Below are 14,706 nucleotides of genomic sequence, written 5' to 3'. Positions count from 1 at the left end.
AAACATAAAATCTAGGCTGACTGTGCTTGCAAGTCGTATCACTGAATATTCTCAAAGAATCTGTTCACATACGACCAACAAATGATTCATCGTGCAGGCGATACAGATATGATTATGCTTTTCCTTGGCCTTTCACGGTCACACACAGAGCGATCAACGATCTGTCAGAAAATACACACGACACATTTTCAGGAGGTCGAAGCATGTCCGGTTCACGTAAATATGTGCGTCATTTAAGCACTCTCGTGACATTTTCAGTTGCCACACTGGTCGTAGCCGCTTGTGCGCCGACCTCTGCACCATCAGGAGCTGTGGCACAAAACAATCATACTGATTCAGTGCTCACCGTCGGACTACCCGGATCCTTGTCCACTCTTGACGTAGCCCACGAAGCAGGAATCCTCAACTACTACGTTGCTCAAGTGAGTTCTGAAGGACTTCTGGGAGTCGATACAGAAGGAAAAATAGTTCCTGCACTCGCTGAAAAATGGAAAACAACAGACGGTCGAACATGGGTTTTCACACTGCGTGAAGGCGCAAAATTCCAAGACGGAACGCAGGTCACCACAGACGATGTCCTCTTTTCACTCGACATAGCGCGTGACCCTGAACGTTCACCCTCAACTGCGGTGTACTGGGCTGAAGGAACTCAGGTGGAAAAAACAGGGGAACGTGAAATTACTATTACCCTGCCTGAACCGTCCGTGAACTTCGACTGGACCGTGACAGCCAGTGGAGGACTATGGATTACTTCACGCGCCTTCTACGAAGCCGCACAGTCATATGGTTCCTCCTCAGATCTCATTATGGGAACCGGCCCCTACCGTGCCGTGGAATTTCAAGCAGATTCTCACGCCACTTTTGAACGCGTCGATACGTGGTGGGGAAAAACAAACGAAAAAGCTCCGAAAAAAATCGAATTTGATTTCTTCTCTGATGAATCCACTCGACTACTAGCCCAACAATCAGGAAAACTTGATATTTCCTTGCAAATTCCTGCCTCACAGCAACCTCAATATGAGGCACTTTCGAACACGCAAGTGACAACAGTGACAGACCGCTCCTATGTCGGTCTTACTTTTGATACGGCTGTGGCTCCATTTGATGACATCCACGTGCGTCGTGCCATTGCCTATGCTGTTGACCGTAACTCCATTGTCTCCTCTGTTTTGAATGGGAAAGGTGAAGTCGCAACATCAATCGAATCACCTGAACAATTAGGGTCACACATTGGTGTTGAGAGTGCGCGAAGCTTGATTGCACAAAACCTCGCAGACATTCAAACCGCCTCTTTCGATATGGAAGCTGCCCGGGCAGAACTTGCACAATCAGTGGTGCCACAGGGCTTCAGCGCAGAACTGTTGTACCCCACTTCTATCCCAGAATTAGGGACTGCGGCCTTAGCGATCGCTGAAAATCTCAAATCTTTAGGGATTGAACTAACAGTTACCGGCAAACCTGTGGAACAGTGGATTACGACTTTAGGAACTGGCGAATACGGTCTTTCCTACATGTCTTACACACCGACAACCGGTGATCCTGCTGAAATCACAGGATGGTTACTGGGAGAATCCAACCCAGCACGCTATAGCCAATCCGATGTGCGTCAGCTGATTACAGAGCAAGCAGGCGAAGTAGATGATGCTGCTCGCGCCACAAAAATCCTTGAAGCAACAAAGATTGCGCTCAATGATGTCATTTACTCGCCAATCTGGTGGGGTAAAAACACGACCGCATTTGCTTCACGTGTCCTACACCCAGAAATAAACTCATATTTCTTTATGAGCGGATGGGCCAGCCAGATCGGCCTGACAGATTCTCAGAACTAAAACTCTGAGCATGTTTCTGCACTCCCTTTTTCTGTAGGACAATACGGGTTTCCCAGTACGGCCTACAGAAAAAGGGAAGAAACGTGATGATCGTCCCAACCCATTATTTTGAGGGAAAATTACTCTAAGACCTGTCCTAGTCTTATCTGTATCCCTAAAAACCACTTCCTTGAGATATGCAGGAAGGAGTCGGATGGCACTGAAGCAGGTGATGTCACGCATCGCGCAATCACTGGTCGTTTTGTTTATCCTGTCGTTCCTCGTTTTTTCCTTGGCACACCTTGTTCCAGGTGACCTCGTGAAAACGCTGGTAGGGAACCGTAAAGTAACAGAAAACGTGCGTGCGGCCATTACCTCGCAATACCATCTTGACGAACCGGTTTTTCTTCAATACCTACACTGGCTTGGCAAAGCTGTGCGCGGTGATTTTGGAACATCCATTCGCTCACAAGTTCCCGTGATGACCCTCCTGTATGAACGTACCCCTTTGACACTCCTCCTTACGATGATGGCTTTTGCCATAGCCTTAGTTATCGGTATTCCTCTGGGAATATATGCGGCCCGAAGGACAGGCAAAGCTGCAGATCGCATGATCGTTGGATGGGCTGTTGTTGGAATTAGCGCCCCAGGTTTCGCATTAGGTCTGATTCTGCTGTACGTATTCTCAGTCATGCTGGGATGGTTCCCCATATACGGTATAGGTGAAAGCCTACTTGATACCTTGTGGCATTTGACCTTGCCTGCTCTTGCGCTTGCTGTCGGCGTGTGCGCCATGATTATCCGTGTCACACGCGCATCTGTCTCCTACGAAAATACGCAAGATTACGTGACTTTTGCTCACTCCCGTGGGTGCGAACCTGCGCGCATCCGGTCCCTTATTATGAAAAATGCTGCAATACCAATTATGACTTCAGCAGGCCTGATTCTGGGAACCCTTTTCGGTTCAACGATCCTTGTTGAACAGACATTCGCCCTTCCTGGACTTGGACAGCTACTTGCTGATTCCATTACGTTCAAAGACATACCCGTTGTTCAAGCCATCGTATTACTTGTTGCCGCAGTGATCGTGATAACAACCCTACTTGTGGATATATCTGTGCTCATTGTGGATCCCTCAACTTCCCAGCGTAGGACAAAACTCTGATGAATACTTCGCCTACACACACCCCTCACGCTGAAGCTTCATCGCAGAAAAACCAGCCCCATCCGAGCGAAACTACCCGAAAAGCAACAGCAGGAATGACAGATACCACTGACCGGCGCAGCATGCGTACACTATGGCAAAAATATCTACGTAAAGTGACAACTTCACCCCTATCAGTTGCAGTATCGGTGCTCATCCTCGTATTTTTTACCGCAATTACCCTCATGACTCCGCTCATTGAACCTATCGGATTGGCACAAAATCTTGCTTTAGGCGTGAGCCCTGCCGGAAGCGCAGGACATATCCTTGGGACAGATAATTTAGGACGAGACGTACTTTTCCTTTCTCTGGCAGGAACACGATCGGCTCTGATCGGTCCTTTAGTTATTGCTGCAGGATCAATGTTGATCGGCTTATTTTTTGGCGTCACCGCCGCTTGGCGAGGAGGACTATGGGACAGCACAGTTTCACGAACCTGTGAAATTCTTTTGGCAATGCCGGTAACTTTGCTGGCAATAGTTGTAGCAGGCATTTTAGGAGGCGGCTACTGGGTGACAGTCGCTGTGCTCATCCTTCTTTTTGCTCCCTCAGATATCCGAATGGTACGCGCTGCCACACTGCAACAAATGCCTAAACCATACATCGAATCTGCACTTTTACTTGGAATACCAACACGTCGTATCCTCGCCGTCCACATCGTTCCAAATATCACCCCGATTGTGTGGGCAAACCTTTTCCTTAACGTGGCTTTCGCTCTTGTATCTTTGTCAGGTCTGTCATACCTCGGCTTCGGAGTTTCCGCACAAGCAGCTGACTGGGGACGACAATTAGCAGATGGTCGCGCATTCATTTTCCAAAATCCCGCAGCAACGCTAATCCCAGGAATCCTTATTGTCCTAGCAGCAGCGGCAATTAACATCGCGGGTGATTACTGTGCTTTACGCGCTGAAGAAAGGACAAAAATATGACCCTGCCGGCGCTTGAAGCACATGACGTGACCGTATCTACTATTGACGGAAAACTGCTGGTTGACCACCTAAATATACGTGCCTACAGCGGTCAAACCTTGGTGATTGTCGGAGAATCAGGTGCAGGTAAATCTTTACTCTCACGCGCACTGTGCGCACTTTTGCCTCCACAATTAAAAGTAACAGGTAGCCTCACCTTAGCCGGTATCACCAGTGACCTTGCGACACAAAAAACACATGTACGTAAGCAGCGTGGACACGGTATTGTGTGGCTCCCGCAGGATCCTTTTACCTCCCTATCACCAGCTCATACATGTGGCCAACAGATTCTGACCCATCGACCACGTACAGCACATGACCACGCCCGCATCAGCGAACGACTAAAAGAAGTAGGACTGCCACCGCGTGTTGCGCATATGCGTCCTCATGAACTTTCTGGAGGAATGCGTCAGCGCGTCGCTATCGCCGCTGCCATTGAAACCCACGCTCATGTCCTCATTGCTGACGAACCAACAACAGCATTAGATGTGACAACACAACGTGAAATACTTGAGCTGCTGACAGGTTTATGCCGCAATCATGGGATGGCACTCATTCTGATTACTCATGATCTTGCTGTTGCGCGTGAATTCGGTGATGACGTCCTCGTGATGCGTGCCGGTCGCATGATTGAGTACGGGAGTATCACTGAGGTTTTACGCAAGCCCCAACACGCATATACGCGACATCTTGCCGCTATGGAACCACGTTTAGATGGTGAAAATCCGCGAGCACATATTTCTGCTCCTGCACTGCAACAATCGAGAACCGATCCCGCCGAACCAATTCTTTCTTTACGTGGAGTGACAAAAATTTTCCGCTCATCGCGGCATGAAACACATGTCGCACTTGAAGGTGTTGATCTGGATATTTATGCCGGAGAAGCTGTGGGACTTGTTGGTGAGTCTGGATCCGGTAAAACAACACTTGCGCGTTGTATCGTTGGCCTGGAGCGCCCCGATTCAGGCCAGATTCATACTCATATGGCGCATGATTATCAGAATTTTCCGCCCCTGAAAACTTCACGTCGTGGATGGAAAGTACCACCGGTAGGCTTAGTTTTTCAAAACCCGTATTCTGCTTTGAATCCTGCGTTGACAATAGGACGTACCCTATCGGAAGCATTACAGGCGATAGGTCGTGATAGCGGGGAAATTGATGATCTATTAGATTCTGTAGGACTCCCAACAGCATATGCGCGTAGGCTGCCGCGTGATTTATCTGGAGGTGAACGCCAACGTGTAGCTATTGCACGTGCTATTGCTACGCAGCCGCGTCTGCTTGTATGCGACGAACCTGTTTCTGCTTTGGATGTGTCCGTTCAAGCACACGTTCTTGAACTTCTTGAATCTTTACGTCAAGAACGCGGGTTTTCTTTGCTTTTCATTACTCATGATCTCGCTGTGGCACGGGCAGCATGTGATCGTTTAGCGGTAATGAAAGATGGTGTGATCGTTGAACAGGGAGCAACCTCTGACATACTTCACCATCCGCATCATCCCTACACTCGACTTCTCCTTGAAGCTGTTCCAGGACGAGCAAGGAATAGTATCGAAGAAAACTCACCCTCCACAGCACAGGGAAATGAGCAATGATAGAAGAAAAAACAGCAGCACAATACCTCATACGTCATCACAATGTGTCTGTTGAAAAGGACGCGACAAAATACCTGATGAGTCTTGGCGTACCTGAACACTATGCGAAAATCTGGGGTCAAAGCGGAGGTAAACGACAAGCAACACTGTGGACTGCCACAGGCCTATCACCGCGTCTACCTGCACAAAAAGATGCTGCTGAAGCACAAAAACTGCAAAACGAGTATGCATATGAGGGTCCTGCGTATGAGAAAGCCCCCGAAACAGGCGTGTTCCCTCATACAGAATCTGAAATACTGCCGCAGCTTTTCTTATGGGAAGTTCATCGACGTATCGCCGAGCAACGCACAATAGTTGCTTGGTGCCTTAACAGTGCAGGAGGGCTCACAGAATCTGAAATATCGGATGCTTTGAGAGCGCTTATCCGTGAGGTTATTCGAGAAGCTGAAAATCAAGGCGCATGTGTGGTGAAAGCTGCCTGTATGCCACAGGATCACATCCTGCGTCATATTGTTGAAACAGAAGAATTTACCCAGCTTGCAGACCCTTTACACGCTTTTTCTGCTGCTGCGAAGCAGGCAGGTCGAATCCTGCCAACTGGGTGGATACGTCCATGCCAAGGGCTGAGCATAGACGAATGTGGGATTTCAATTGCGCCTCCCTATGAAAGACAGCAAAGTGATTTCACCTGCGGGCCAGCAAGCCTTATTATGGCGCTGAATTCTGAGGAGTTTTTGGGAACAGCCACAGCGACAACAAGCGATCATTTTGCGGATACGTACCGCGATGGTGGATTTGCTGCTGAAATGAAAATCTGGCGGCAGGCAACATACACCTACGGCTCGGATCATTATGGTCTGACCGCTGTAGCAGCATCGTTGGGCGTACCGGTTCTAGTGAAATCTTCCGCGCCTGGACCTTTAATTGGCTGTGAAGCGCCACATACCATGGTGGATACTTTTTTACGTCAAAAAATTTATGACGATCATCGGAAAATTGCGCTTGAAGCGGGGGCGCAAGAATACATTGGCCCTTTGGGTTGTACTGATATGAGTGACGCATTACGCGAAGGTAAACGAGTCATTCTGTTGGTTGATTTACAGCCCCTGAATGGTGAAGACGTACCGCATTGGATACTTGTATGGCATGAAATACCTGATTTTTACTTCATACATGATTCATGGTGTGACGAAAATGAGGGTGAATTGTGGGTTGAAACAGCTTATATGCCGGTTGCTGCTCGCAAGTTGTGGGATGAGTGCGCCTCATGGTCAGAAAAACCTGGTAGTAATCGAGAAAGAGCAATGATTATTTTGTGAGGCATACACTGCAGATCCCTTGTAGTTATAGGCATGTGCATGTTCCCCGTACCCTGTGAAATGGATACGGGGAACATGTACGAAGGGCAGTGTTGGCTTTATTTACAAAACAAGTGCAGCAAGCCATCCTGCAAGCAACAAAGGCACATTGAAGTGGAGGAATGTCGGAATCACAGTGTCTTTCATGTGATCGTGTTGCCCGTCAATATTAAGGCCAGAGGTTGGGCCAAGAGTGGAATCAGAGGCAGGTGAACCAGCATCCCCTAGAGCGCCAGCTGTGCCGATAAGAGCAACGGTTGCGGTGGGGGAGAACCCCAAGGCAATACATAGCGGAACGTAGATAGCAGTGATAATTGGCAGCGTGGAAAAGGATGATCCAATCCCCATTGTGATAATGAGGCCAACTAGGAGCATGACAAGAGCCGCACCTGCACGATTCCCGTTAAAAAGTGCGGCAGATTGAGCGACAAGAGGCTCAATTGCTCCGGTAGCTTTCATTACTGAAGCAAAGCCATTAGCGGTAATCATGATGAGGCCGATAAGGGACATCATTTTCATACCATCTGTAAAAACTGTGTCCGCTTCATTCCATTTCACCACGCCGGTAGCGATGAAAAAGAGTAAGCCAATGAGTGTGCCCACAAGCATTGGATCAGCGTCAGAACCGTTGAGGGCTAACCATGTTTGCAAAGCAACACACACAATAATTGCTATGACAGCAACGATAATTTTGCGCGTATCAATGCGCTGCTGTTCATGACGATCATCAACTGCACGGTATGTGTATTCACGAGGAGCACGGTAGGTAACAAAAAGTGCAATGAGTAGGCCTGACAACATACCTACTGCTGGAATGGCCATAGCGATCAGTGGGTTAACCCCTGATACGTCAAGACCTGCCTCTTCAATAAATTTGTAGAGCAAATCGTAAATGAAAATACGGCCAAAACCGATGGGAAGAAACATGTATGTGGTGACTAAACCAAAAGTCATTGCACAAGCAACAGCGCGGCGATCTACTTTCAGTCGTGTCATGACGATCAAGAGAGGGGGAACTAAGAGGGGAATAAAGGCAATGTGAATAGGAATGAGGTTCTGGCTCAATATCGCCATGACAACGGTTCCTGTGAGGATTCCCCATTTTGTCCACCGTAAGGTTTTATTTGAGGTTGATTCTTGTTCCCGATCAAGACGACGAATAATCCAGTCTGCTAGTAAAGCGGGTAAACCAGAGTGGGCCACAGCCATAGCGAAAGCGCCAAGTAAAGCGTAGGATAAAGCAATTTTTGCTCCTCCAGCAAGGCCATCCTGGAAAGCAACCATTGTAGCGTTAAGGCCAAGGCCTGCAATTAATCCGCCAACGAGAGCGCCGATAAATAAAGAAATAACAACATGGACGCGAAGTACTGCCAGAAGTAACATGACAAGGACCGCGATAACAACAGCATTGACGAGCACAAAAACTCCTACATGGAGGTTAAAAAGGGTACAGGGGAAAGAAAAATGACGCTGCCGGAAAGGGGTCAGGCAAGTTCAGCATCGCGCGCAACGGCAGCGTCGACGGCGTGGAGAAGGGCCGTACTGAGGCCCGCCTCCTCTGCTGCCAGTAAACCGGCAATAGTTGTGCCACCGGGGGAGGTGACGTAATCGATAAGCTGGGTGGGCACTATGCCTGATTTTTGAGAGTGAAGTACGAGTTCAGCAGAGCCGCTGAGAGCTTGTGCGGCAATAGTGACAGCGTCGTATTTTGTGAGGCCGTATTTGAGGCCAGCGCGTGCAAGTGCCTCAATGATGGAGTAGACCCAAGCGGGGGAGCAGCCGGCAAGAGCTTGGAAAACAGGGAAATCTTTTTCGTCAAGAGTGACTGTTTTGCCGACGCTATTCATGAGGGTGGTCACGGCTTCTACCTGTTCATTGGTAGCGCCTCGCGCATATAGTGCTGTCATGGAGCGGCCTATCTGAGCATTCACATTCGGCATGACGCGGATAATAGGGATAGGGGCGACAAAATCAGCGGCAATGGAGTCTGTGGTGCGGCCTGCGGCAATCGAAACAATGCACACGTTACATTCGATAACGGTGGGCGCAATCATTTCAATGACTTCGGTCTGCATATGCGGTTTAACGCCAAGGACAACTATGTCAGCTTCGCGTACTAGCTGCGTATTGGTGGGAACGAGACGAAGCCCTAGTTCATCGGCAAGAACTTGCGCTTTATCAATATGACGATTTGTTACAACGAAATCTGCAGGGTTCATCCCATTGGTAACAGCGCCGCGCACGATAGCCGATACCATGGAGCCGGTACCGATGAAGCCTATGCGCATGGTGTCCCCTTGAAGTCATTGTGTTCTTAACGGAAGAACACTTGTACTTTAATAACTTTTTGCCAATAGTGAAAGCGTGTACGTCATATGTCTCAATATGCAGTATGCGGCATATATAGCAGTAGATATGACATGTAGCTGTCTCATCCACAAAAGGCATCGCATAGACATAAGTTATGCACAATTCACTGAGCAAAAGAGTTAATGCTGCCCCTGCTTCTTATAGTTCATATATGGGCTACATTGATGATCTGAAGCGACGCTTATCGACACATGCGGTGTATGGTCATGAGGATCAAAAACAGGAAAATATCCTTCACGACCGCATATCTTCATTCAGTAAAGCGTCTTTACATGGGCGATGGCGTTTACTTCCAACAATGCCGATTGTTCTATTTATTTGTGCCCTGCTGCTGATATGCGTAGCTATTGGTATATGGAGACACCACAGCAGTGTTTTGAGTGATGATTTACTGAAAGAACAATCATCTTTCACAGAAAATTCTGCTGCAAATGACGAGGACATCTCACAAAAAGATGATGAGCGCGTTAGTCAGAGCTCAGATGAGCCTCAATCTGATGGGAAAATATTCCCCTTAGGATATGCCCATGAGGCGGCCTCCCGTAATGCCAATGGAAAGCAAGATATTACGGTTTATGTCAGCGGAAATGTGATACACCCAGGCGTGGTGACTTTAGGTGGACATGCTCGTGTCTATGAAGCAATTGATTCTGTAGGAGGATTAGACAGTGAAGCAGACCCTTCCAGTGTGAATCTTGCGCGGGAATTGGTCGATGGAGAGCATATTATTGTTCGTCCCAAAGGGTACACGGGTGCGGACAATGGCCTAAAAGAAAATGAGTCGGGGACGAAAGAAACTTCTCCCTGCGTGGACCTGAACAGTGCCGATGCGAGGCAACTTGAAGAACTGGATGGGGTAGGCCCTGCTCTTGCGCGCCGAATAGTGAGTTATCGTCAAAAGAACGGAGCTTTTTCTGCTTTAGCTGATGTTGATGCTGTTCCTGGAATTGGAGCAGCCATGTTGGAAAAGATTGCTACCAAAACATGCCAACGATGATGCCTGTGCAGGTAGGCAAACCTGCAAAAGCAACACGTAATATACGGCATAAAGACCACGTGAACACATACGATATTCGTCTTTTTCCGGTTGCTCTCAGCGCATGGATTGGAAGCTGGTGGGGAACCTCCTCCTTTGCTTTGTATATGAAGGAGCAACCTGTCATCCATATATGTATCGCGACTGCTATTGTCTTGAGTATCCTCGCTTTGTTTACGTCGTGGTGCTGTGGATATCAGCAGAAAAAAGGACGACACCTTCGTGCCCAACCCGGATCGACTCGTTTAGCCCTTGCGGTAGTGCTCCTGTGCGTTTTAGGAACATATATTGTGGGATACTGCGCATTATCGGCACGAAATAGCGATCCACTTTTTATACAGGCGCAAACACAAGAAAAAGAAAGGGTGAATGTAGAAGCGACAGTGCTCACTGACCCACAAGAACGAAGCTTAGCTTGGGGCGGTACGTACTGGACTGCATGGGCACGTAGTCACCTCATTCATCATCCTGTGCAGCAAGAAAAGGGAAACTGTTACGCACATCCTTCCTCTCACACAGATGAATGTGCCAGTTCAGCATTATTTATTCTTCGAGGCAGTGGCACACCTCGTATTCTGCGTGGCGACACGGTACACATTCGCGGGCGCATCATACCTGCTGGTCTTTCAGGAACTCAGGCTGTAGGAACCATATTTGTCTCACACGTATCTGTTACCTCGGTGTCGACCGGTTGGGACGCATATGTACGTCAACTTCGTGCGGGCTTACAGGAAGTGACACATGTTTTTCCTGCGCATACACGTGCTTTGGTTCCAGGAATGTCTGTGGGAGATACCCGAATGATGGACGAAAAACTCCGAGCAGATATGCGCACGGCTTCTTTAACTCACCTTGTTGCTATTTCAGGTAGTCACATGGCAATCATTATGGGCGTATTATCAGGAATTTTACCTGCACGTGGACGTGTGCGCCTCATTGTATGTGCCCTAGCTGCTGCTGTGATGGTGTCAGTGGTCGGTCCACAAGAATCACTGGTGCGTTCAGCTTTGATGACAGGCATTTCATTAGGGGGCATGTGGATGAATCGAGCAGGACAATCACTGGCTTCATTGTGGTGCGTGACAATCGCCATGCTTGCTGAAGATCCATGGAATTCACGTTCTTTTGCTTTTGCTCTTTCAGTTATTGCAACGTGGGCGGTAATTGTTCCTGCCCAAAGGATTATGAGCGGGATACGTCAGCACGGAGGAAAACGCAAAGGATGGAGGGGGCGGCTCATTGGAAGTGTCTGTGAAGTTCTTGTGGTTTCTGTGTGCTGTCAGATTGTGACAGGGCCACTGATTGTTCACATGACGGGGGAATGGCCCCTTTGGGGTGCTGTTGCAAATATGTGTGCAGCTCCAGCGGTTGCGCCTGCCACTTTGCTGTCTTTAGGTGCGGCTGTCACAGCAATTCATCTGCCGGGCCTGTCACAGGTTTTTGTCTGGTGTGCAAGTATTTTTACCGGATGGATCGCTTATGTTGCGCATCTTGTGTCACAAGCGCCTTGGGCGCGTGTGAATATTCCTGGAGGATTTATTACATGTGGAGTATTCGTATGCGGTATAGGGATTGCCTGGTCAGGATGGCTGCTGGCTAGCGGGCGACGTGTTCTTATGTAAAAACAACGGAACACACGCATATGGGGGAGCAGTTTCTCGTAGCGTGCCCCGGCTTTTGAAGCCCTGACGGAACACGCATACGGGGAGCAGCACTCAGGTGAGTTTAAGGCCTCACAGCACATGAGAGCAGGGGTTGATAGCGCTGTTGTCCGTTACTTGGGGTTTATTTTTGTGAATCAGAGCGCTTATCGCGTGAAATCGCTCGTATACGCATAAACCAGAGAACGCAAAAAGCTAAGAAAGCTCCAGCGGCTGCGATAAGTAAAAGTACTGAGAAAACCTGCGCAACGATTGTCTGTGAAGCAAATGTATGCAAAGCCTTAAGGCCGAACAGGAAAACCATTGATACAAGCAAAGCCAGTAAAGCAGAATTACGCAGACGCGGATACTTATCGCCAAAAAGGGAGTTCATTCCTCCATCCCCTCAATACTGCGCAAAAATTCTGAGAGTCTATTCGCTGCTGCAACTACTGAAGGGCCATGCTGACGTCCGGGTTGACGTCCCATACGTTCAATAGGCCCAGAAATCGACAAAGCTGCAATGACACGTCCAGAGGGGCCGCGTACCGGTGCAGATACTGAAGCCACGCCAGGCTCCCGTTCACCTACGGACTGTGCCCACCCTCGCCGACGTACTTGGGAAAGCATCGTTGCATTGAACGAAGCAGAGTATAAGCCTCTGTGTAAACGATCGGGTTCTTCCCAAGCTAGGAGCACTTGGGCAGCAGAACCAGCTTTCATAGAGAGCGCAGCTCCGACGGGAATGGAATCACGTAGTCCCATTTCACGTTCTGAGGCTGCCACACACACTCGATGTTCCCCTTGACGGCGGAACAGTTGAGTGGATTCTTTCGTATGATCGCGCAGGGCCACAAGGACAGGCATTGAAGCTGAAAGTAAACGATCTTCACCTGCCGATGAAGCGAGTTCTTGTAAGCGTGGGCCTAAAACAAAGCGACCCTGCATATCACGTGCCACCATTCGGTGGTACTCTAAGGCAACCGCGAGGCGGTGCGCAGTCGGTCGTGCTAAACCTGTGGCGGAAACGAGTTGGGCAAGTGTCGCAGGTCCGGCTTCGAGTGCGCCAAGGACCATTGCGGCCTTATCCAAGACGCCTACTCCGCTTGATGACGAATCCTCCATGCCTGACATTGTGTCATCTCATGGAGTGAGATGGCAAATCTTCACATCGTGGAACTGGTAACGATTGATATGGATGCGGTGCAATAGAGAGAATTTTTCTGTTTCATGCTGCCGCTGAAAGAGGAGATTAAAACCTGTTTTATCAGGGAAAACGAAAAGGAGGACTGAGTCGCATGGCCGGAACAATGGCAGAAAAAGTCTGGCGAGATCATCTTGTGAAAAAAGGTCAAGACGGTGCACCAGACCTCCTATACATCGACCTGCATCTCGTCCATGAAGTCACAAGCCCGCAAGCATTCGAAGGCTTGAGACTTGCAGGGCGGCGCGTGAGACGTCCCGACCTGACGATTGCCACCGAGGACCATAACACCCCGACAGTCGATATTGATTTACCTATCGCTGACGAGACTTCACGTATCCAAATCAATACTTTGCGTTCCAATGCCAAGGAATTTGGTATTCGACTGCATTCATTAGGTGACGCCGATCAAGGTATCGTCCACGTTGTCGGTCCTCAGCTTGGACTTACTCAGCCAGGCATGACGATCGTATGTGGTGATTCTCATACATCAACGCACGGGGCTTTCGGTGCCCTCGCATTCGGTATCGGCACCTCGCAAGTCGAACACGTTCTTGCGACACAAACACTCCCCATTGCCCCTTTCAAAACAATGGCAATCACTGTGAATGGGCAACTACCTCCAGGATCAACAGCAAAAGACATTATCCTTGCTGTTATTGCCAAAATCGGCACAGGCGGAGGACAAGGATACGTCCTTGAATACAGGGGCGAAGCTATTCGCAGCCTGTCCATGGAAGGACGTATGACAATCTGCAATATGTCCATTGAAGCTGGTGCGCGCGCAGGTATGGTGGCTCCGGACGAAACAACCTTTGCCTACCTCAAAAACCGCCCTCACGCTCCCGAAGGAGAAGAATGGGATAAAGCCGTTGAATATTGGCGCTCATTGGCAAGTGACGCAGACGCTACCTATGATGCGGAAGTCATCCTCAACGGCCCCGACATTGAACCCTACGTCACATGGGGGACAAATCCAGGACAAGGCGTGCCACTATCATCTTCGGTGCCGGTTCCCGCAGACATCGCAGATGAAACTGAACGCCGTGCAGCCGAAAGCGCTCTCGCATACATGGGACTGGAAGCTGGTACCCCCATGCGTGATATTCGCATTGACACAGTTTTCCTTGGTTCTTGCACCAACGGTCGTATCGAAGATCTGCGTGCCGCCGCTGAAATCCTTCAAGGCCGAACGAAAGCTGAAGGCCTTCGTATGCTCGTGGTACCAGGATCAGCGCGTGTACGCCTACAAGCCGAAGCTGAAGGACTCGATAAAATCTTCCGTGATTTTGGCGCAGAATGGCGTAATGCCGGATGCTCCATGTGTTTAGGTATGAATCCTGACACCTTAAAACCAGGTGAAAGATCCGCTTCGACTTCAAACCGCAATTTTGAGGGCCGCCAAGGAAAAGGTGGACGAACTCACCTCGTGTCCCCGCTGGTTGCCGCTGCCACAGCTGTGAAAGGCTCCCTATGTGCTCCCGCTGACCTGCAGGCCCTTGAAACACACTGAAAACGACGTA

The 14,706-nt window shown here is 49.2% G+C and carries 12 protein-coding genes; 8 read left to right on the top strand and 4 right to left on the bottom strand.

All coding sequences use genetic code 11. The features are described 5' to 3' along the window. Positions 1-203 precede the first annotated feature (203 nt). The 5 genes from LRP57_RS04205 (at position 204) to LRP57_RS04185 (ending at position 6,894) form a co-directional block, all read left to right on the top strand. Positions 204-1,829: an ABC transporter substrate-binding protein gene (locus LRP57_RS04205; RefSeq protein ID WP_231205289.1), complete on the top strand. Its 1,626-nt coding sequence runs from the start codon at positions 204-206 to the stop codon at positions 1,827-1,829. Positions 1,830-2,022: 193 nt separating this feature from the next. Next, positions 2,023-2,973, top strand: coding sequence for an ABC transporter permease (locus LRP57_RS04200; protein ID WP_231205288.1), 951 nt, complete (start codon positions 2,023-2,025; stop codon positions 2,971-2,973). Continuing rightward, on the top strand, positions 2,973-3,941 hold the full coding sequence (locus tag LRP57_RS04195) for an ABC transporter permease (protein WP_231205287.1): 969 nt from the start codon (positions 2,973-2,975) through the stop codon (positions 3,939-3,941). The genes LRP57_RS04200 and LRP57_RS04195 overlap by 1 nt, the downstream gene beginning before the upstream one ends. Then, positions 3,938-5,575: an ABC transporter ATP-binding protein gene (locus tag LRP57_RS04190; protein ID WP_231205286.1), complete on the top strand. Its 1,638-nt coding sequence runs from the start codon at positions 3,938-3,940 to the stop codon at positions 5,573-5,575. The genes LRP57_RS04195 and LRP57_RS04190 overlap by 4 nt, the downstream gene beginning before the upstream one ends. Further along, entirely contained in the window at positions 5,572-6,894 is a 1,323-nt protein-coding gene (locus tag LRP57_RS04185; protein ID WP_231205285.1) for a peptidase C39 family protein, read from the top strand. Before LRP57_RS04190 ends, LRP57_RS04185 begins: the two co-directional genes overlap by 4 nt. 102 nt (positions 6,895-6,996) lie before the next feature. Here the strand turns inward: LRP57_RS04185 and LRP57_RS04180 are convergent, their stop codons facing one another. Together LRP57_RS04180 and proC are read right to left on the bottom strand one after the other, a co-directional pair. Beyond that, the gene (locus LRP57_RS04180; protein WP_331274739.1) at positions 6,997-8,352 is read right to left on the bottom strand and encodes a Na+/H+ antiporter family protein; all 1,356 of its coding nucleotides are present in this window, start codon (positions 8,350-8,352) and stop codon (positions 6,997-6,999) included. Positions 8,353-8,417: 65 nt separating this feature from the next. Then, positions 8,418-9,221: a pyrroline-5-carboxylate reductase gene (proC, locus tag LRP57_RS04175; protein ID WP_231205284.1), complete on the bottom strand. Its 804-nt coding sequence runs from the start codon at positions 9,219-9,221 to the stop codon at positions 8,418-8,420. 233 nt (positions 9,222-9,454) lie between these two features. Here proC and LRP57_RS04170 point away from each other — a divergent pair, with 233 nt between their 5' ends. Further along, a complete protein-coding gene (locus LRP57_RS04170) occupies positions 9,455-10,300 on the top strand; it encodes a helix-hairpin-helix domain-containing protein (RefSeq protein ID WP_231205283.1) in 846 nt (281 codons plus the stop codon). After that, complete coding sequence (locus tag LRP57_RS04165) at positions 10,288-11,961, top strand: ComEC/Rec2 family competence protein (protein ID WP_231205282.1); 1,674 nt, start codon at positions 10,288-10,290, stop codon at positions 11,959-11,961. Before LRP57_RS04170 ends, LRP57_RS04165 begins: the two co-directional genes overlap by 13 nt. Positions 11,962-12,124: 163 nt before the next feature. Here the strand turns inward: LRP57_RS04165 and LRP57_RS04160 are convergent, their stop codons facing one another. Beyond that, positions 12,125-12,373 carry a hypothetical protein gene (locus tag LRP57_RS04160; protein WP_231205281.1) on the bottom strand — a complete coding sequence of 83 codons (249 nt, stop codon included), beginning with the start codon at positions 12,371-12,373 and terminating at the stop codon, positions 12,125-12,127. Next, a complete protein-coding gene (locus LRP57_RS04155; protein WP_231205280.1) occupies positions 12,370-13,104 on the bottom strand; it encodes an IclR family transcriptional regulator in 735 nt (244 codons plus the stop codon). The genes LRP57_RS04160 and LRP57_RS04155 overlap by 4 nt, the downstream gene beginning before the upstream one ends. 173 nt (positions 13,105-13,277) lie before the next feature. On the opposite strand from LRP57_RS04155, the gene leuC reads away from it, so the two are divergent. After that, positions 13,278-14,696: a 3-isopropylmalate dehydratase large subunit gene (gene leuC / locus LRP57_RS04150; RefSeq protein WP_231205279.1), complete on the top strand. Its 1,419-nt coding sequence runs from the start codon at positions 13,278-13,280 to the stop codon at positions 14,694-14,696. Positions 14,697-14,706: the final 10 nt, after the last annotated feature.

The organism is Schaalia sp. lx-260 (genome assembly GCF_021083645.1).
Classification (GTDB): Bacteria; Actinomycetota; Actinomycetes; order Actinomycetales; family Actinomycetaceae; genus Pauljensenia.
Note: the sequence above shows the minus strand (reverse complement) of the source record. Positions and strands in the feature narration are given on the sequence as shown.

What these genes read in the sequence shown, in the direction of transcription:
- LRP57_RS04205 (WP_231205289.1), top strand. Translation starts at nt 204, where the DNA reads ATGTCCGGTTCACGTAAATATGTGCGTCATTTAAGCACTCTCGTGACA.
- LRP57_RS04200 (WP_231205288.1), top strand. Translation starts at nt 2,023, where the DNA reads ATGGCACTGAAGCAGGTGATGTCACGCATCGCGCAATCACTGGTCGTT.
- LRP57_RS04195 (WP_231205287.1), top strand. Translation starts at nt 2,973, where the DNA reads ATGAATACTTCGCCTACACACACCCCTCACGCTGAAGCTTCATCGCAG.
- LRP57_RS04190 (WP_231205286.1), top strand. Translation starts at nt 3,938, where the DNA reads ATGACCCTGCCGGCGCTTGAAGCACATGACGTGACCGTATCTACTATT.
- LRP57_RS04185 (WP_231205285.1), top strand. Translation starts at nt 5,572, where the DNA reads ATGATAGAAGAAAAAACAGCAGCACAATACCTCATACGTCATCACAAT.
- proC (WP_231205284.1), bottom strand. Translation starts at nt 9,221, where the DNA reads ATGCGCATAGGCTTCATCGGTACCGGCTCCATGGTATCGGCTATCGTG.
- LRP57_RS04170 (WP_231205283.1), top strand. Translation starts at nt 9,455, where the DNA reads ATGGGCTACATTGATGATCTGAAGCGACGCTTATCGACACATGCGGTG.
- LRP57_RS04165 (WP_231205282.1), top strand. Translation starts at nt 10,288, where the DNA reads ATGCCAACGATGATGCCTGTGCAGGTAGGCAAACCTGCAAAAGCAACA.
- LRP57_RS04160 (WP_231205281.1), bottom strand. Translation starts at nt 12,373, where the DNA reads ATGAACTCCCTTTTTGGCGATAAGTATCCGCGTCTGCGTAATTCTGCT.
- LRP57_RS04155 (WP_231205280.1), bottom strand. Translation starts at nt 13,104, where the DNA reads ATGGAGGATTCGTCATCAAGCGGAGTAGGCGTCTTGGATAAGGCCGCA.
- leuC (WP_231205279.1), top strand. Translation starts at nt 13,278, where the DNA reads ATGGCCGGAACAATGGCAGAAAAAGTCTGGCGAGATCATCTTGTGAAA.